A 16,240-nucleotide genomic window follows, 5' to 3' on the forward strand; every position below is an offset into this window, starting at 1 on the left:
CGCGTGTCCAGAGTGATGATGGTCCGGCCGCGCTGGTCGGACATGGACTCGTTCCGGCACGTCAACCACGCGAAAATGGTGACACTGCTGGAAGAGGCGCGCGTGCCGATGCTGTTCGCCGACGCGGGCGCGGCCGGGCTCTCGGAGTTCGCGAAGGGGATCGTGGTGGTGAGCCTGACGGTGCACTACCACGCCCCCGTCGTGGTCAACGGCGAGGACATCAGGATCGAGATGTCCATGCGGGAGCTGAAGTTCTCCTCCTTCACCCTCGGTTACAAAGTCCACAATGGACCGTCCGAATCGGACAAGGTCGCGGTCACCGCGACGACGAGGCTGGCGCCGTACGACACCGCGACCGAGCGGCCGCGCCGCCTTTCCGACGCCGAGCGGGACTTCCTGCAGGCCCATCTCGACGAGGACAACGCGTGACCGAGCTGCGTATCCCGGACGTGAGCGAACGCGACACACTGGCCGCGTTCGTGGCCAGGGCGGTCCGGCTCGACGGGCAGGCCGCCGTGCGCCTGCGGCGGCGTGACGACCGGATCGTCGAAGCGTGGGTCGCGACGCCGTTCGAGGTGCTCGCGACCCGCGCGGTCGAAGGGACCGTGACGCCGGGAGACGTGACGGTGTCGGGCAGCGAGCTGCTGGCGGCGCTGACGGTCGCGGGCGGCCCCGTGATGGACCCGGGGCCGCCGCGCGATCTGCTGTGGCATTCGGAACTGCCCATCACGAACCGGTGGCAGTACGTGGACGAGCTGCCGGTCGGCGTGGTCGCGGACCTGGCCGACCGCGGGGTGGCGCTGGCACGGGACAACGTCGGCCCGCACGGGACCCCGCCCGCGTCCTTGATGGACCAGTCGGTGCTGACCGTCAGCGAAGGAACCCTCGAGGTGAAGGTGCAGCTCCGCTGCCTGTTCGCGATTTCGGGGATGGGTTTCGTCGACTCGTCGATCGACGGCGACGTGGTCCGCGTGACGGCGACGGATTCCTGGATGCGCCTCGACGCCAGGTACGGCGCGGTGTTGCGCCGCCGCCACGCGTTGCTGCCACTGCTTTTCTAGAGCACTGCTGCTCCCACCATCCTCAGAGCAGCCGGGTTCCGGTCACCGACCACGCGCGGGAGATCTTTTCGCCCGAGACGAGCAGGATGTCGATGCCGCCGACCGTCCTCAGTGGACCGTCGGCGGCGTCGCGCGCGTCGGCGAGCCAGCGGCCGGAAACGTGCCCGTCACCGGTGAACGGGCCCGCGTCGATCCGGTAGCGCAGGTTCGCGAAGCGGGCGCGGAACTCGCCGATGAACCGGGTGAACTCGTGCGGGCCGCGCAGCGCGTCCGCGTCGGCGAGGTTCGCGGCACCGAACTCGATGCGGAAGTCGTCGGTCAGGATCCGCGCGCCGTCGGCGAGTTCGCCGTTCCACAGCGCGGTCCACTGGTCCCAGAGGTAGGTCGTCATGGGAGCCAGCATCGAGCGGGGCGGCGACAGCGTGCTGTCGGTGTTCAGCGCAATTCCGCGAAGGCTTCGCAGAGCAGTGCCACGCTCCGCGTGAACTTCGCGTCCTCGTCGCGATCGCCGACGCTCGCGAGGGTCAGCGGGAACCGGTCTTGGAGTTCGGCGAACCGGGCCGGGGTGATCTCGGGGACGATCGAGGAACTCTGCTCCTGCAGCACGAAACCGGTGACGTGGCTGAGCAGGGTATCCGCGGCGACGCCGAGCCGCGCGGCGGGAACGCCCGCGTCGGCGAGCGTGTGCAACAGCCGTTCCATCAGCGAAAGCGCGCCGTTGCTGAGCGTCTTGGGGCTCTCGGCGAGCAGCATCGCGCCGCCGGGATGCGCGCGGATGCTCGACCGCAGCGTGGCGGCCTGCGCGGCGATGCTCGCGCGCCAGTCGCCGGGATCGGGGAGCGCGGCCAGCGCTTCGGTGCCCGCGTCGTAGGCCTGCTGGGCCACCCGGTCGGCCATCAACTGGAGCAGGACGCGCTTGTTGGCCACGTGGTAGTAGAGGCTGCCCGCCTGCGCGCCGAGGCGGTCCGCGACCTGCCGCATGGACAGGTCGTGGTAGCCGACCTCGGCGAAGGTGGCCATGCCCGCGTCGACGATCCGGTCCTTGGTGAGCTTCACGGCACCACCATAGCCGATCTTTCTAACGCTGTTTGAAAACGAGCCGGGGCTGGGCTACAGTCGGATCCGGCGCGAATTCAAACGGTGTTAGAAACGGTGGCGGAGATGGTGTACAACCTGGTCACGGCGGTGCTGATGGCGCTGATGTTCAACGCAGGGGTGGTGCTGGTCGACCCCGCCACGGTGCCGGGCCGCCGGATCCCCTGGGGCGCGGTCGCGCTGACGGTGGTCGCGATCGCGGGCGTGGTGCTCCAGCTCGCGTGGTCCGGCGCGATGGACGCGCTGGACAACGATCCCGCCAAGAGCGGCTGGTGGCGCCCGCTCACCTCGGTCTTCCTGCAGAACGGTGGCGTCGCCGGCGCCGTGTACAACCTGGTGACGCTCGCGGTGCTGGCGGCGCTCGCCGAATGGTTCTGGGGCACGCCGGTGCTGCTCGCGTCGTTCGCGGGTGGGATGTTCTTGCCGGGATTGATCGGCAAGCTGTTCGCGAGCACCGACGTCAGCGCGGAAGCGCGCAACTTCGCGGGCAGTTCGGGTGCGACCTACTTCCTGGCCGCGACCCTCGCGGGCGCGCTCGTCGTTTGTGCGGGCGAACGGAAGCACCGCGTACTGGCCGTCGCCGTGCCGGTGCTCGGCCTCGCGACCTGGTTCGCGCAGGACAACGCGCATGGACTCGTTGCCGTGTACGGGTTCTTGCTCGGCGTACCGGTGTGGTTCGTTCGCCGCGGGCTCCTGCGCCCCGGACGCACGCCGAAGATCACGGTGGGCTCGCTCGTCGGCAAGCGCTAAACGAGCCAGGCCGCCGCGTCGGGCGGTAGCTTCCCGTCGACGAGCTCCTCGCTGGCCAGCACCAGCTCGCCGGGCGGCAGTGCGATGGGCGTGGCCGAGGTGTTGAGCGCGCAGACCAGCCCGCCGGGTTCGCGGCGGAACGCGAAACACCCGGCGGGGGCGCCGTACCACCGCAGTTCGTGGCCGGTGAACGCCGGGTGTTCGTGGCGGAGTTCGAGCGCTTCGCGGTACAGCGACAGGGTGGACGCGGTGTCTTCGAGCTGCGCTTCGACGGTCAGCGCCGACCATTCCGGTGGCATCGGCAGCCAGGTCTTTTCGTTGCGGGAGAAGCCGAACGGCGGTGCGTCGCCCTCCCACGGCAGTGGCACTCTCGCGCCGTCGCGGCTGTGCTGCGGCCCGCTCGTCCGCGCGCGTGGATCGGCCATCGCCTCGATCGGAATGTCCACATTGGGCAGTCCGAGCTCTTCGCCGTTGTACAGGTAGACCGCGCCGGGCAGGGCCAGTTCGACGAGCGCCATCGCGCGAGCGCGCCGGACGCCCTGCGTCCCGCCGCCGTACCGGCTCACCTGCCGCCAGACGTCGTGGTTCGACAGCGTCCAGGTGGCGGGTGCGCCGGCCGCCGTCGCGACGGACAGCGAGTGGTCGATGGAGGCGTGCATGGCGTCGGCGTCGAAATGCGTGAGCACCAGCCGGAAGTTGAAGGCGAGGTGCAGTTCGTCCGGCCGCAGGTACTTCGCGAGCCGCCGGTGGTCGGTCACCCAGATTTCGCCGACCGCCATCGTCCCGGCGTAGGTGTCGAGCACTTTCCGGATCATTTGGTGGATTTCGTGGACGCCGTCGTTGTCGAAGCGCGGGTCGAAGTGCTCCGAGCCGGACAGCGGGTTCGCGCGGAGGTCCATGTCCGGCAGGCCGGGCGGCTTGGCCATCCCGTGCGCGACGTCGATGCGGAAGCCGTCGACGCCGCGGTCGAGCCAGAACCGCAGTGTCCGTTCGAGATCGGCGCGCACGTCCGCGTTGGCCCAGTTCAGATCGGGCTGTTCGGGGGCGAACAGGTGGAGGTACCACTGACCGTCGGGCACTCTGGTCCACGCGGGTTCGCCGTAGGCGCTGACCCAGTTGTTCGGCGGCGCGTCCCCGGTGACGCCGAGGCCGTCGCGGAAGACGTACCGGTCCCGCGCCGCGCTGCCGGGCGGTGCGGCGAGCGCTTCGACGAACCACGGGTGCGCCCTGCTGGTGTGGTTGGGCACCAGGTCGATCGTGACGCGGATGCCGCGCGCGTGCGCGTCGGCCACCAGGTCGTCGAACGCTTCGAGATCGCCGAAGACCGGGTCCACCGACCGCGGGTCCTCGATGTCGTAGCCGTGGTCCGCCATCGGCGAGCGGTAGAACGGGGTGAGCCACAGCGCGTCGACGCCGAGCAGCTCCAGGTAGCCGAGCCTGCTGCGGATGCCGCGGAGATCACCGATCCCGTCGCCGTCGGAATCCGCGAACGAGCGGACGTACACCTGGTAGAAGACCGCGTTCCGCCACCACGGCGGCATCGCCTCGGGCACCGGGGGTTACTGCCAGCTGTTCATCATGCTGTGCGCGGCCATCTCGAGGTAGGCCCACAGCTGCTCGCGGTGCGCGTCTTCGAGTCCCGCTTCGTCCAAGGCGATCCGCATCGCGCGCAGCCACGCGTCGCGTTCGATCGGGCCGATCTTGAACGGCGCGTGCCGCATCCGGAGCCGCGGGTGCCCGCGCTGGTCGGAGTAGGTGTGCGGGCCACCCCAGTACTGCATGAGGAACAGCACGAACCGCTCCTCGGCCGGCCCGAGGTCCTCCTCCGGGTAGAGCGGGCGGAGCACCTCGGTGTCCGCCGCGACCTCCTCGTAGAAGCGGCCCACGATCTTGCGGAACGTCGGTTCACCGCCGACGGCCGCGAAGAAGGTCTGCGGGTCGCTCATCTCTGCCACACCTCCATTGTGCCTTCGTGGGTCAGTTGGCGGCAGGGCCGCCGGTGAAGAACCGGCCGAGCGGCGGCTCGAACCCGGCGTCCTCGAGCGCCGCGATGAGCTTGCCTCGCAGCGCGCGCTGCACGGTCCACTGCTTGCCTGGCCGCACCTTGATGGTCAGGCGCAGCTGAATGCCTTCGGGCGTCACGCTTTCCACGCCGAGCACCTCGGGCGGTTCGAGCACGTTGGCGGACAGGGGTTCCTGGGCGACGGCGGCCGTCGCCGTCTCGCCGAGCACCTCGGTCGCGCGGTCCACGTCCGCGCTGTAGCTCAGCGGGACGTCCACCACGGCGACCGCGAAGCCCTGGCTGGAGTTGCCGACGCGGACGACCTCGCCGTTGCGCACGTACCAGACGGTGCCGTTGATGTCGCGGAGCGTGGTGATGCGGAGGCCGACCGATTCGACCGTGCCGCTGGCTTCGCCGACGTCCACCACGTCGCCGACGCCGTACTGGTCTTCGATCATCATGAACATGCCGGACAGGAAGTCCTTGACGAGGTTCTGCGCACCGAAGCCCAGCGCGACGCCGACGATGCCCGCCGACGCGATCAGCGGCCCGATGTTGAGCCCGATCTCGCTGAGCACCAACACGAACGCGGTTCCGTAGACCAGGAAGCTGGCGAGCGACTTCAGCACGGAGCCGATGGTCTTCGCGCGCTGCCGCCGCCGTTCGACGACGATCGGCCCGAGCATGTCGGGCGCGCGTTCCCGCAACGGGCGGAGCAGGGCGGGGAGCTTGCCACCGCCGCGCGGGATCGTGGTCACGCGGTCGATCACCCTGCGGATGAGCCAGCGCACGACGAACGCGACGACCACGATGAACAGGATGCGCAGGGGCTTTTCCACCGCCCAGATACCGGAGGTGGCGAGCCATTCGTTGTGCGTGATGTTCCACACCTGCTGGCACCAGCTGCCCCCTTCCTTCGCGCAAGTGGGAGCGGCGGTATCGCTGAGCAACGGCAACACTTCGGTGCGTGATCCCTTCTGTGGTCCGGCTTTCCCAACTTCACGGGAATCTTCGGTCTCGACCGCATGACGAGCAGGTGACCGCACGCCGCACGGTACGGGGCCAGGCAGCGCCCTCGGCTCGGTACGGCGCCCTGACCTCGGGGAGAATCGATGTCGGGCCGTCGCCGCGCGCCATCGCGGCGGCCGCACGAGCCTACCGGCAACGGTACTTCTCGGTGACACGTCTCCTAACACACGTGCCAACCAGGGGTGATCTGTGGTCGACTATGGCAGCACCCCGGTGGAGGTGGTCGAGTGCCAGACCGACAACCGATCCCCCTCGGCGCCCAGAACCGGTATCCAGCCGGTGAGGCGCCGGAGGTCGTCCTGCGTGCCTATTCGGGTGGTCCACATCCGACCGGGCCTCCTTCGCGCGGTGGCCGGGCGGTCCGCTCGCACGGCCAGCGCAAGGGCAGGGACCCCGGGGGTGGCGCGCATCCCGTCTCGTGGGGCAGGCGCAGGGTGCTCCTGCTGAACGCGACGTTCGAGCCGCTCACCGCGCTGTCGCTTAGACGCGCCGTGGTGTTGCTGGTCTGCGGCAAGGCCGAGGTCGTGCACGAGGATCCCGCAGGGCTGACCCTGCACGCGGCGACCTATTCGGTGGAAGTGCCCTCGGTGATCAGGCTGTCCACCTACGTGCGCGTGCCGTACCGGGCGAAGGTTCCGCTGACGAGGGCGGGATTGATGCACCGCGACCACTACCGGTGCGCCTACTGCGGCGGTAAGGCGGAGACCATCGACCACGTGATCCCGAGGAGCAGGGGTGGCGCCCACGCGTGGGAGAACTGTGTCGCCTGCTGCGCCCAGTGCAACCACCGCAAGGCCGATCGGATGCTGTCGGAGATCGGCTGGCGGCTCCGGGTGGTGCCGAGAGCGCCGCACGGCCCGCACTGGCGTTTGCTCGCGCACTCCGGTGAGGCCGATCCGCAATGGCTGCAGTACCTCGGGATGCCCGCCGCCTGAACGGGGCCGGACATATCGGCGCCCCGGTAGCCGGTCGGCTTCCGGGGCGGCCCGAGGTGGGGAGGGGTCAGGCGGTGACGCGCGTGCCGCGCGTGACCCTCGTGCCGCGCGTGACCCTGGTTCCGCAGGTGACCCTGGTGCCGCGCGTGACCCGGGTGCCCCTGGTGACCCGGGTGCCTGCCGTCACCCTGGTGCCCGCGGTGACCCTCGTGCCCGCCGTGACGCGGGTGCCCGCGGTGACCCTCGTACCCGCCGTGACCCGGGTACCGCGAGTGACGCGCGTGCCGTTCGTGACCCTCGTACCGCGGGTGACTCGTGTACCCCGAGTGACCCTGGTGCCCGATGTAACCCTCATGCCGTGGAATTCGATGATCTCGATGAGTGACGAAACCGACTCGATGTTCGCCTGAGTGGCGGTGGCGGTGGCAGTCATGGCAGGGCCTCCTGGAACCGGTGCGTGACTTCTTTGGGGGTGGGGAGACGAGCGCAAGGCCCGTACAGGTGAAAAAGCTACGAGGATTTCACGCACCGGACAAGACGGGGGCGGCGGGTGCGGCCGCCTGTACGTTGAGTTGCCATCTTTCGCGCGGGCCGCTTCGCCCCATCGTTCGAGTGCCACCGGGCCACTCGGCGGACGGCGGCCCTGTCGCGACGAGCGGTCCCTCGGCATGGCCGATGATCAGTGCTCGCGAATCTGCTCGTGCATCCCTGCCGGGCGGTTAACCGAGTGTCTTCAGGACCGCGTTCCGGGCCATCAGATACGCTGCGCGCGTGAACTTGGTCGAGACGATCCTGGTCTTCGCGCTGATCCCGCTGGCCATCTACGCCCTGGCCGGAGTGCTGACCCTCCGGTCGAAGGGCAAGGGCGCGCAGCGGTACCGGCCTGGCCAGCCATGGGAGTACGAGCCGATGTGGTGGAGCGCCAACCCGGACGGACTCGGCGACGCGGCGCGCCCGTCCTCCGACGGCGGCGACGCGGTCGCGTCGGGAACTGCGGCTGGAGGTGCCCGTGGGAACTGGTGAAGTGGCAACGCACGGTGGCGCGACCGAGATCGCGCAGGCGGACCTGCCCTTCGGTGCCGTCGTCACGAACAGCGGCCGGATCTCCGCGGCCAAAATGTACGAGCCAGCCGCGCCGACGAGCCCGTTCACGCCCGTGCAGCTCGCCCGTCTCGACGAGGCGCTGACGCTGGCGACCAGGGAGACCGGTCTCGGGTTCAGCATCTACCTCGGTGGACTGGGCGAGGACAGCCGCGCCGCGGCCGAGGGCCTGCACGCGTCGATCGGTGACGAAGCGGGCCACGCCGTGCTCGTCGCGGTGTCGCCCGGCGAGCGCGTGGTCGAGGTCGTCACCGGCAAGGACGCGTTCCTGCGCCTGCCCGACCGCGGCGCCAAGCTCGCGGTGATGAGCATGGTGGCCTCCTTCAAGGAGGGCGATCTCGTCGGCGGGCTGGTGAGCGGCCTGCGCATGATGACCGACCAGGCCGGTCCCGCGCCGCAGCACTGAAGCCGTTACGAAGAAGCGGGGCCCCGACGCCGAGTCGGGGCCCCGCTTCTTCGCTGTCTCAGCTCTCGTCGAATTCGCGTGCCGCCAGCGCGCGCACGATGCCTGCCCTGCCTTCGGACACGAGCCTGCGCAGTGCCGCGGGACGGTTCGCGTCGGCGAGCCAGCTGTCGGCCGCCTCGACCGTCGGCTTCTCGACCGCCCACGACGGGAACAGCCCGACGACCGTCGGCTGCGCGCGCTCGCTCGACCGGCGCTGCCACACCTCGTCGATCACCTCGAAGTACTTCGGGGTGTAGCCGGCGAGCAGGTGCTTCTGGCCGGGATGCGCGAAGCCGACGATGAGGGAGTCGCTCATCGCGTTCGGCAGCTCGTCGTCGTAGATGGCGCGCTGCCACGCGTCGGCCTTCGCCTCTTCGGTCGGCCGCAGCGCGCGCGAGCGCTCCGCGTGCCGCTTGCCCGCCGCGGTGTTGTCGCGGGCCAGCTCGGCCTCGATCTCGGTCTCGTTCGCCTTCCCGTGCGCGACGAGCGCGTGCAGCAGGCGCCAGCGCAGATCGGTGTCGACCGTCAGGCCTTCGAGCGGGGCCGAACCATCGAACCAGCCCGCCAGTACGGACACGGTTTCGTCGTCGAGCACCACCGAACCGCTGAGCGCGTTCACGTACGCGAGCTGGTGGTCGGAACCGGGTTCGGCGGTCTTCGCCAGTTCGAGCACGCGGTGGGTGTACGCGGGCCAGCCGTGCTGTTTCGCCCACGCGGGTTCGGCGTAGGAGTTGAGCGCGGTCTGCGCCTGCAGCAGCAGCCGCTGCACCACGCCGACCTCGGTCTCCGCCTGGATCCCGCGTTCCACGATGGTGACGAAGTCGCGTGCCTTCAGCTCGGCCTCGCGGGTCATCTCCCACGCCGCGGACCAGCACAGCGTGCGCGGGAGCGGGTCGGTGATGTCGGCGATCCGGTCGACGAGCGTGGTCAGCGAGCCGGGGTCGAGCCGCATCGTGCAGTAGGTCAGGTCGTCGTCGTTGACCAGCACGAGCTTGCCCGCCTTGGTGCCGACCAGCTCGGCGACCTCGGTGCGCTCGCCGTCCACGTCCAGTTCCACGCGGCGGACCCGGGTCAGCTTGCCGTCCGCGTCGTCGTCGTACACGCCGACCGCGACGCGGTGCGTGCGCAGTTCACCCTCGCCCGGCTTCGCGCCGCTCTGCACCACGGCGAACGAGCTGTAGCTGCCGTCTTCACCGACTTCGAAGCGCGGGCTCAGCGAATTCAGGCCGGTGGTCTCCAACCATTGCGCGCTCCACCACGAAAGGTCGCGGCCCGACGCCTTTTCGAGCGCGCCGAGCAGATCGGACAGCGTCGCGTTGCCCCAGGCGTGGTTGCCGAAGTACAGCCGGAGCCCGGCGAGGAAGTTGTCCAGCCCGACGTAGGCGACGAGCTGCTTGAGCACGCTCGCGCCCTTGGCGTAGGTGATGCCGTCGAAGTTGACCTCCACCGCGTGCAGGTCGACGATGTCGGCCGCGATCGGGTGCGTGGAGGGCAGCTGGTCCTGCCGGTACGCCCAGGACTTCTCGATGTTCGCGAAGCTGGTCCACGCGTTCTTGTACTCGGTGGCCTCGGCCTGCGCGAGCACGCTGGCGAAGGTGGCGAACGACTCGTTCAGCCACAGGTCGTCCCACCAGCGCATGGTCACCAGGTCGCCGAACCACATGTGCGCCATCTCGTGGAGCAGCGTTTCGGCGCGCCGCTCGTAGGAGTAGCGGGTGACGCGGCTGCGGAACACGTAGTCCTCGAGGAAGGTGACCGCGCCCGCGTTCTCCATCGCGCCCGCGTTGAACTCGGGCACGAACAGCTGGTCGTACTTGCTGAACGGGTACGGGGTCTCGAAAGCCTTGTGGTAGAAGGCGAAACCCTGCTTGGTCTCGACGAAGAGGTTGTCCGCGTCCATGTGCTCGGCGAGCGAGGCGCGGCAGTAGATGCCGAGCGGGATGGTGCGGCGGTCGTCGGAGAACTCGTCGTGCCAGTGCGCGTACGGTCCGGCGATCAGTGCGACGAGATAGGTCGAGATCCGCTCGGATTCGGCGAACTTCGTCCGCTTCGCCCCTTCCGCGGTGTCCTCGGTCGATTGGGGGAGCGCGTTCGAGACGACCTGCCAGCTCTCCGGCGCGATGACCGTCAGGCGGTACACCGACTTCAGGTCCGGCTGGTCGAAGCAGGCGAACATCCGCTTGGCGTCGGCGGTTTCGAACTGCGTGTAGAGGTACACCGCGTCGTCGACCGGGTCGACGAACCGGTGCAGGCCCTCGCCGGTGTTCATGTAGCGGCAGTCGGCGACGACCACCAGCTCGTTGCGCTCGGCGAGATCGGTCAGCGCGAGGCCGTCGTCCTCGACGTACCCGGAAACGTCCAGCTCGGTGCCGTTGAGCGTCGCGGAGCGCACCCCGGCCGCGACCACGTCGATCCACGAGCTCGCACCGGCTCGCGCGCTGGCGAACCGGATCGTCGTCGTCGACGTGAACGTCTTCTCACCCGGGCCTCCGGCGCCGTCGGTGAGGTCGAGTTCGATGTCGTAGGACTCGACGTCGAGCAGTTCGGCACGCTGCTCGGCTTGGTCGCGGGTCAGGTTGGGCGCGGGCACAGGCAACCTCTGAAAGCGTCTAGGGGGTGAATGGTCTGCTCCTGGCATCCAATCATGGGTGGACCGCGAACGGTGACCCGGAACAAGTCGGGTGGCGGCGCTGTTGGCCCCGAATAGGGTGGGTTCACCCTGCACACGACCCCGGCTCAGGAAGAGAATCATGACCGACTCCACCGACGTGACACGCGTTGACTTCTACTTCGACCCGGTTTGCCCGTTCGCCTGGATCACGTCCCGCTGGATCCTCGAGGTGGAGAAGCAGCGCAACCTCGACCTGCGGTTCCGGATCATGAGCCTGTCGGTGCTGAACGAGGGCAGGGACAACCTTTCCGAGGACTACAAGAAGCTGCTCGTCAGCGGGTGGGGCCCGGTGCGCGTGGCCACCGCGCTCGCGCAGGCGAAGGGCGAGGAAGCGCTGCGCGACTACTACACCGAGTTCGGCACGCGGTACCACAACGGCGGCAACCACGATCGCGAGCAGGTCATCAAGGAAGCGCTCGACGCGATCGGCGCCCCGCCGGAGCTGTTCGACGCGGCGCACTCCACCGAGTACGACGAGGCGTTGCGGAAGAGCCACCACGAGGGCATGGACCCGGTCGGCATGGACGTCGGCACGCCGACCATCCACATCGACGGCGTCGCGTTCTTCGGCCCGGTGCTCAGCTCCATCCCGCGCGGCGAGGACGCGCTGAAGATCTTCGACGGCGCCAGGCTGCTCGCGGGCTACCCGGACTTCTTCGAGCTGAAGCGCACCCGCACCGGGGACCTCAAGTTCGACTGATTCCGTGTGGTGGTGCGGGCTACACCGCCGATCGGGCTGCCCGCGCCACCGCGCTTCGTGGTTCCGAATTCCTACGCTCACCTGGTGATCGAGCGAAGGAAAAAGGACATTTGGTGGTTCCTCGTGCTGGCGTACGGGGGCGCGTGGTTGTGCATGATGCCGTTGTGGCTCAGCGGTTTCCGGCGGGAGAGCACCGCGGTCGCCGACGGATTCGGCGTGCAGGCGTCGATCTGGGCGATGATGCTGATGCCCGCGCTGGCCGCGGTGGCGGTGCTGCTGCGTGGCGGGAACCGGCCGCGAGAGCTGCCGGGGCTGCTCGGGATGACGGCGGCGGGCGGGGCCCGCGGTCTGCTCGGGTGGTGTTCGTTCGCGTTCGCCGCGACGGTGCTGGCCGTGTTCGCCTCGGCCGCGCTTTCGGCGTTCGCCGGGACGTTCGAGTTCGATTTCGCCGGGTTCCCCGGGCGCGCCGACTTCGCCGGGTGGGCCATCGGGCTGGTGGTGACGATCCCGCTGTTCCTCGGTGAGGAACTGGGGTGGCAGGGCTACCTCCTGCCGAGACTGCTTCCGTTCGGCACCCGTCCCGCGCTGCTCGTGATGGGGCTGGTGTGGGGAGCGTGGCACCTGCCGACCGTGTTGCTCGGCGGGCAGTTCCCCGGGCATTCCGCCTGGCTGGCCGTGCCCGCGATGCTCGTCGCCGGGTGCCTGATCGGCGTGTTCATCGGCTGGATCCGGTTGCGCACCGGCTCGGTGTGGCCGACCGTGACGGCGCACGCGGTGATCAGCAATCTGGCCCCGTCACTGCTGGGGGCGCTCGGGAAACCCGGCCAGGTGGTCGATCCGCTGCACACCGGCCCGATCGGCTGGACGGGCTGGGTGGTGTTCGGGGTGATCGCGGCGGTGCTCAGCGTGCGGGGCGTCGCGCCAGCGCGGCACGCGTGACCTCGGGCGGCAGGGCCGAACCGGCCACGATCTCGTCGTCGCTCGCACCGCTTTCGACGAGCGCGACGAGATCGGCCAGCAGGCGGTGCTGCCGGACGACGAACGCGGTGTCGACCGGCTCGCCGTGACCGGGGACGACGACCGGGAAGTCCAGCGCGGCGATCGCCGCGAGTGCGGGCGGCCAGCCGTCGAGCACGGTGTCGGTGCCGAAGGAGTCCGTGGTGAACGTGCCTTCGGGACCGTGCTCGACGAGATCCCCGGCGAACAGCACCCCGGCGTCGGGCACGCGCACCGTGAGGTCGTGGCCGCTGTGCGCGGGCCCGTGGTAGGCGAGCACGACCGCGCGCCCGCCGAGCGGCAGCTCTTGCTCGTCGTCGACCAAGTGCTCCGGCAGCACGAGTTCGGTGGCGGCGATGGCGTCGGCGATCGCGGGCTCGCCGCGATCGCGGTACCACTGCGAGCGCTTCGCGCGCGCGTTTTCGCCGTCGGTGATGAGGTCTTCGCGACAGCCGGGATGGGCCCAGACCTCGCACGGCCCGAAGGCGGCGGTGCCGAAGCTGTGGTCGAAATGGGAGTGCGTGATCGCGATCGTCCACGGCAGCGGCGTGATTTCGCGAACCGCGGCGGCGAGTTCGGCACCCTGGACGGTGTCCCCCCGCGTGTCCACGACGAGGCACTTCTCCCGCCCGACCACGAGCCCCACGGTCAGGTCCAGCTCGGCGTACCTGCGCGCGTACACGCCTTCCCCGAGTTCGAGCCAACGGTCAGTCATCGCGCAGCGTTCCTCCGGTCAGCACTGGCGCCGCTCCGCTCGCGTCGATCCGGGCGGCGAGGTCGATGTCGCCGCGGTGCCCCGCGGTGTCGAGTTCGCGACCGGACACGCAGCCGTGCAGCGCGGCGGGTAGGTCGGTGCCGCGGAAGGCGGCTGCGGCCAGCGTCGCTTCGGGTGAGCCAGCCAGTCCGTGCGCGAGCAAGGCGTTCGCGATGGCTCCGGCGCCGAGGTGGTCTTCGATGCCCGGCCGCAGCGGACCCGTCTTGGCGTCGCCCGTGAAGCCGACGCCCCATTGCTCGCCCGCGGGGACGATGCCGATCGCGCCGCCACGCGCCCGGCGATGCGCGGCCGCCGCCACCGCGGTCGCGTTGCGCAGGCAGCCCGCGAAAACGATTGCCCCGGTTCGTTCTGCCGCCGCGCACAGCCGTGCGCCGTTGGGGGAGGGCAGGCCGAGTACGGTCCCGACCGGGATCCCGGTCACTGACGACGGCCGCAGCGTCCACGGGCCCGTTCCGGCGAGTACCACGCCGTGCCGCTCCTCCGGTTCGAGGAGCGGCACGACCGCCGCGCCCCTGCCGACCGCGATGTCCACCGTGGTGCAGAAGGAAAGCACGTCGACGACGATCAGCACCGCGCATTCGGTGCCGAGCGCTTCGACGCCCGACGGTCCCCATTCCAGGCGGACGGCGGAGCCGCTTTGCCCGAGGAACCCCATACCCGCATTCTGCCGGTGCGGGACCGGGATGGCAGACTCCGGGCCGTGCGTGTCTACTTGGGATCCGACCATGCCGGCTTCGAACTGAAGAACCACCTCGTCGCTCACCTGGCGAGCCAGGGCCACGACGTCACCGACGTGGGGCCGTTCGTCTACGACGCGGCCGACGACTACCCGGCCTTCTGCATCGAGACGGCCCGTCGCGTCGTGGCCGACGAGGGCAGCCTCGGCATCGTGATCGGCGGTTCCGGCAACGGCGAGCAGATCGCCGCCAACAAGGTCGAGGGCGCGCGGGCGGGGCTCGCCTGGAGCACCGAGATCGCGAAGCTCACCCGCGAGCACAACCACGCCCAGCTCATCGGTGTCGGCGCGCGGATGCACACCGCGGAAGAGGCCACCGAGATCGTCGAGGCGTTCCTCGCCACGCCGCCGTCGCCCGAGGATCGCCACGCGCGGCGGGTCCGGCAGCTGCTCGACTACGAGCGCACCGGGACGCCGCCGCCCCTTCCCGAAAGCTGATGCCGGAACAGTCCGGGCAGTCCCGGTTCCGGTGGTTGCTGACCCCACTGGTCGCCGCGCTCGTCACCGTCGCGGGCGCGATCGCGTTGTTCAAGGTCCAGGCGGATCACACGCTGTGGCTCGCCTCCTGCAACAGCACGCTGTTCATCGGCTGCGGGCTCGCGTCGGTGTTCTTCTGCGCGGCGGCCGTGGTGATCGCCTTCGGGATCGGGGCCGGGATCGCGCGGCGGCGGGTGACGGTGTCCGTGACCCGTGCGATCGTCCGCGGGCTCCTGGTCGCGGCGGGGTGCCTGCTCGGCCTGTTCGGGTTCACCGTCGCCGCCGCGGGGGTGCTGGCCTGATGCCGGAAGGGCACACGCTGCACCGCCTCGCGCGGCTGCACAAGCGCCGGTACGGCGGCGCGCCGGTCGAGGTGTCCAGCCCGCAGGGCAGGTTCGCCGCCGAAGCGTCTATTTTGGATGGACAGGTGCTGAAAACCGCCGAGGCGTACGGGAAGCACCTTTTCCACGACTACGGTCCACACGGGACAGTCCACATCCACCTCGGGTTGTACGGCACCTTCACCGAGGCGGAGCAGCCGGTGACCGATCCGGTCGGCCAGGTGCGGCTCCGCATCGTCGGAAGTACACATTGGACGGACCTGCGCGGCCCGACGCGCTGCGAACTGCTCACACCCGGTGAGACCGACGCGATCAAGGCGCGCCTCGGCCCCGATCCGCTGCGCCGGGACGCCAAGCCCGACCTCGCCTTCAAGCGCATCTCGCGGTCGCGTACTTCGCTGGCCGCGCTGCTGATGGACCAGTCCGTGCTGGCCGGGGTCGGCAACGTCTACCGCGCCGAAGTGCTGTTCCGGCACGGGATCGCGCCGATGCTGCCGGGCACCGCGCTCGACGAGGCGGCATGGAAGGACATCTGGGCCGACCTCGTCGCGTTGATGCGGGACGGCGTGAAGAAGGGCCGCATCGACACGGTCGCCCCCGAGCACCTGCCGGAGGTCACCGGCAGGGCGCCGAGGCAGGACCGCCACGGCGGCGAGGTCTACGTGTACCGGCGGGCTGGCCAGCCGTGCCTGGTGTGCGGCACCCCGGTGGCGCACAAGGACCTGGCTGGCCGGAACCTCTACTGGTGCCCCACCTGCCAACCCGCCTGAGTCCGGCGGCGAGGGCGTGGATCCCGGGGGAGCGTACGGGATCCCGGGGAGCGAGATGCCGTGAAGGTGGCTTTCGGGCCATCTACGTCCCCGAAGGTCACAGTGATGGCGGGTGCGCGTCGCGGGGGTGCCGCGAGATCGGTGGCGGGGGCTCCGCTTGGTCCCCGAAGGCCACCCTCGGGGACACTAGCGCCACTTTCCCGGCCCTCGCAGGCGTCCGGGCACGGCTGCGCACGCCCCGAAGGCCACCCTCGGGGCGCTAGACGACACAAATCCACCCCTCGCACGCCCAACCACCGCGACGCGCATGCCCCGAAGGTGACCTTCGGGGCGCTAGATGCCCTGAAAGCCACCTT

At 69.9% G+C, this 16,240-nt stretch carries 20 protein-coding genes; 12 read left to right on the forward strand and 8 right to left on the reverse strand.

What is annotated here, in order from left to right:
* Positions 1-3: 3 nt before the first annotated feature.
* The gene (locus HUW46_RS34695; protein WP_442860870.1) at positions 4-429 is read left to right on the forward strand and encodes an acyl-CoA thioesterase; all 426 of its coding nucleotides are present in this window, start codon (positions 4-6) and stop codon (positions 427-429) included.
* A complete protein-coding gene (locus HUW46_RS34700) occupies positions 426-1,061 on the forward strand; it encodes a hypothetical protein (RefSeq protein WP_215542956.1) in 636 nt (211 codons plus the stop codon). Before HUW46_RS34695 ends, HUW46_RS34700 begins: the two co-directional genes overlap by 4 nt.
* 22 nt (positions 1,062-1,083) lie before the next feature.
* Here HUW46_RS34700 and HUW46_RS34705 read toward each other — a convergent pair whose 3' ends face one another.
* Complete coding sequence (locus HUW46_RS34705; RefSeq protein WP_215542957.1) at positions 1,084-1,452, reverse strand: nuclear transport factor 2 family protein; 369 nt, start codon at positions 1,450-1,452, stop codon at positions 1,084-1,086.
* A 44-nt stretch (positions 1,453-1,496) separates the two neighbouring features.
* On the reverse strand, positions 1,497-2,117 hold the full coding sequence (locus HUW46_RS34710; protein WP_215542958.1) for a TetR/AcrR family transcriptional regulator: 621 nt from the start codon (positions 2,115-2,117) through the stop codon (positions 1,497-1,499).
* 96 nt (positions 2,118-2,213) lie between these two features.
* Here HUW46_RS34710 and HUW46_RS34715 point away from each other — a divergent pair, with 96 nt between their 5' ends.
* Complete coding sequence (locus tag HUW46_RS34715) at positions 2,214-2,906, forward strand: hypothetical protein (protein ID WP_215542959.1); 693 nt, start codon at positions 2,214-2,216, stop codon at positions 2,904-2,906.
* Here the strand turns inward: HUW46_RS34715 and HUW46_RS34720 are convergent.
* Genes HUW46_RS34720 through HUW46_RS34730 form a run of 3 tightly spaced genes read right to left on the reverse strand, consistent with a single transcriptional unit; the run spans position 2,903 to position 5,867 of the window.
* On the reverse strand, positions 2,903-4,447 hold the full coding sequence (locus tag HUW46_RS34720; protein WP_215550294.1) for a glycoside hydrolase family 13 protein: 1,545 nt from the start codon (positions 4,445-4,447) through the stop codon (positions 2,903-2,905). The two genes, HUW46_RS34715 and HUW46_RS34720, sit on opposite strands and share 4 nt — an antisense overlap.
* A gap of 18 nt (positions 4,448-4,465) precedes the next feature.
* Positions 4,466-4,852 (reverse strand): globin, encoded by a 387-nt coding sequence (locus HUW46_RS34725; RefSeq protein WP_215550295.1) that lies wholly within the window; start codon positions 4,850-4,852, stop codon positions 4,466-4,468.
* A 31-nt stretch (positions 4,853-4,883) separates the two neighbouring features.
* Positions 4,884-5,867 (reverse strand): mechanosensitive ion channel family protein, encoded by a 984-nt coding sequence (locus tag HUW46_RS34730; RefSeq protein WP_215542960.1) that lies wholly within the window; start codon positions 5,865-5,867, stop codon positions 4,884-4,886.
* A gap of 297 nt (positions 5,868-6,164) precedes the next feature.
* Between HUW46_RS34730 and HUW46_RS34735 the strand changes: the two genes are divergently transcribed.
* The 4 genes from HUW46_RS34735 (at position 6,165) to HUW46_RS34750 (ending at position 8,379) form a co-directional block, all read left to right on the forward strand.
* Positions 6,165-6,872 carry an HNH endonuclease gene (locus HUW46_RS34735; protein WP_254125187.1) on the forward strand — a complete coding sequence of 236 codons (708 nt, stop codon included), beginning with the start codon at positions 6,165-6,167 and terminating at the stop codon, positions 6,870-6,872.
* A 74-nt stretch (positions 6,873-6,946) separates the two neighbouring features.
* Positions 6,947-7,282: a hypothetical protein gene (locus HUW46_RS34740; protein WP_215542961.1), complete on the forward strand. Its 336-nt coding sequence runs from the start codon at positions 6,947-6,949 to the stop codon at positions 7,280-7,282.
* Positions 7,283-7,643: 361 nt separating this feature from the next.
* Positions 7,644-7,895, forward strand: coding sequence for an aa3-type cytochrome oxidase subunit CtaJ (ctaJ, locus tag HUW46_RS34745; RefSeq protein WP_215542962.1), 252 nt, complete (start codon positions 7,644-7,646; stop codon positions 7,893-7,895).
* Positions 7,882-8,379 carry a DUF5130 family protein gene (locus tag HUW46_RS34750; RefSeq protein WP_215542963.1) on the forward strand — a complete coding sequence of 166 codons (498 nt, stop codon included), beginning with the start codon at positions 7,882-7,884 and terminating at the stop codon, positions 8,377-8,379. The genes ctaJ and HUW46_RS34750 overlap by 14 nt, the downstream gene beginning before the upstream one ends.
* Before the next feature lie 58 nt (positions 8,380-8,437).
* On the opposite strand, the gene pepN is transcribed toward HUW46_RS34750, so the two are convergent.
* The gene (gene pepN, locus HUW46_RS34755) at positions 8,438-11,008 is read right to left on the reverse strand and encodes an aminopeptidase N (protein ID WP_215542964.1); all 2,571 of its coding nucleotides are present in this window, start codon (positions 11,006-11,008) and stop codon (positions 8,438-8,440) included.
* A 160-nt stretch (positions 11,009-11,168) separates the two neighbouring features.
* Between pepN and HUW46_RS34760 the strand changes: the two genes are divergently transcribed.
* A complete protein-coding gene (locus tag HUW46_RS34760; RefSeq protein ID WP_215542965.1) occupies positions 11,169-11,789 on the forward strand; it encodes a mycothiol-dependent nitroreductase Rv2466c family protein in 621 nt (206 codons plus the stop codon).
* An 84-nt stretch (positions 11,790-11,873) separates the two neighbouring features.
* Positions 11,874-12,728, forward strand: coding sequence for a CPBP family intramembrane glutamic endopeptidase (locus tag HUW46_RS34765; protein WP_215542966.1), 855 nt, complete (start codon positions 11,874-11,876; stop codon positions 12,726-12,728).
* Here HUW46_RS34765 and HUW46_RS34770 read toward each other — a convergent pair.
* A complete protein-coding gene (locus HUW46_RS34770; RefSeq protein ID WP_215542967.1) occupies positions 12,691-13,500 on the reverse strand; it encodes an MBL fold metallo-hydrolase in 810 nt (269 codons plus the stop codon). The genes HUW46_RS34765 and HUW46_RS34770 overlap by 38 nt on opposite strands.
* The gene (locus tag HUW46_RS34775; RefSeq protein WP_215542968.1) at positions 13,493-14,215 is read right to left on the reverse strand and encodes a 2-phosphosulfolactate phosphatase; all 723 of its coding nucleotides are present in this window, start codon (positions 14,213-14,215) and stop codon (positions 13,493-13,495) included. The genes HUW46_RS34770 and HUW46_RS34775 overlap by 8 nt, the downstream gene beginning before the upstream one ends.
* A 45-nt stretch (positions 14,216-14,260) precedes the next feature.
* On the opposite strand from HUW46_RS34775, the gene HUW46_RS34780 reads away from it, so the two are divergent.
* Genes HUW46_RS34780 through HUW46_RS34790 form a run of 3 tightly spaced genes read left to right on the forward strand, consistent with a single transcriptional unit; the run spans position 14,261 to position 15,884 of the window.
* Positions 14,261-14,734 (forward strand): ribose-5-phosphate isomerase, encoded by a 474-nt coding sequence (locus HUW46_RS34780; RefSeq protein WP_215542969.1) that lies wholly within the window; start codon positions 14,261-14,263, stop codon positions 14,732-14,734.
* Positions 14,734-15,075, forward strand: coding sequence for a hypothetical protein (locus tag HUW46_RS34785; protein ID WP_215542970.1), 342 nt, complete (start codon positions 14,734-14,736; stop codon positions 15,073-15,075). The genes HUW46_RS34780 and HUW46_RS34785 overlap by 1 nt, the downstream gene beginning before the upstream one ends.
* Positions 15,075-15,884, forward strand: a complete 810-nt coding sequence (locus tag HUW46_RS34790) for an Fpg/Nei family DNA glycosylase (RefSeq protein WP_215542971.1) — start codon at positions 15,075-15,077, stop codon at positions 15,882-15,884. Before HUW46_RS34785 ends, HUW46_RS34790 begins: the two co-directional genes overlap by 1 nt.
* Positions 15,885-16,240 lie beyond the last annotated feature (356 nt).

Source organism: Amycolatopsis sp. CA-230715 (assembly GCF_018736145.1).
In the GTDB taxonomy this organism is placed as follows: Bacteria; Actinomycetota; Actinomycetes; order Mycobacteriales; family Pseudonocardiaceae; genus Amycolatopsis.

What these genes read in the sequence shown, in the direction of transcription:
- HUW46_RS34705 (WP_215542957.1), bottom strand. Translation starts at nt 1,452, where the DNA reads ATGACGACCTACCTCTGGGACCAGTGGACCGCGCTGTGGAACGGCGAA.
- HUW46_RS34720 (WP_215550294.1), bottom strand. Translation starts at nt 4,447, where the DNA reads ATGCCGCCGTGGTGGCGGAACGCGGTCTTCTACCAGGTGTACGTCCGC.
- HUW46_RS34725 (WP_215550295.1), bottom strand. Translation starts at nt 4,852, where the DNA reads ATGAGCGACCCGCAGACCTTCTTCGCGGCCGTCGGCGGTGAACCGACG.
- HUW46_RS34760 (WP_215542965.1), top strand. Translation starts at nt 11,169, where the DNA reads ATGACCGACTCCACCGACGTGACACGCGTTGACTTCTACTTCGACCCG.
- HUW46_RS34770 (WP_215542967.1), bottom strand. Translation starts at nt 13,500, where the DNA reads ATGACTGACCGTTGGCTCGAACTCGGGGAAGGCGTGTACGCGCGCAGG.
- HUW46_RS34775 (WP_215542968.1), bottom strand. Translation starts at nt 14,215, where the DNA reads ATGGGGTTCCTCGGGCAAAGCGGCTCCGCCGTCCGCCTGGAATGGGGA.
- HUW46_RS34785 (WP_215542970.1), top strand. Translation starts at nt 14,734, where the DNA reads ATGCCGGAACAGTCCGGGCAGTCCCGGTTCCGGTGGTTGCTGACCCCA.
- HUW46_RS34790 (WP_215542971.1), top strand. Translation starts at nt 15,075, where the DNA reads ATGCCGGAAGGGCACACGCTGCACCGCCTCGCGCGGCTGCACAAGCGC.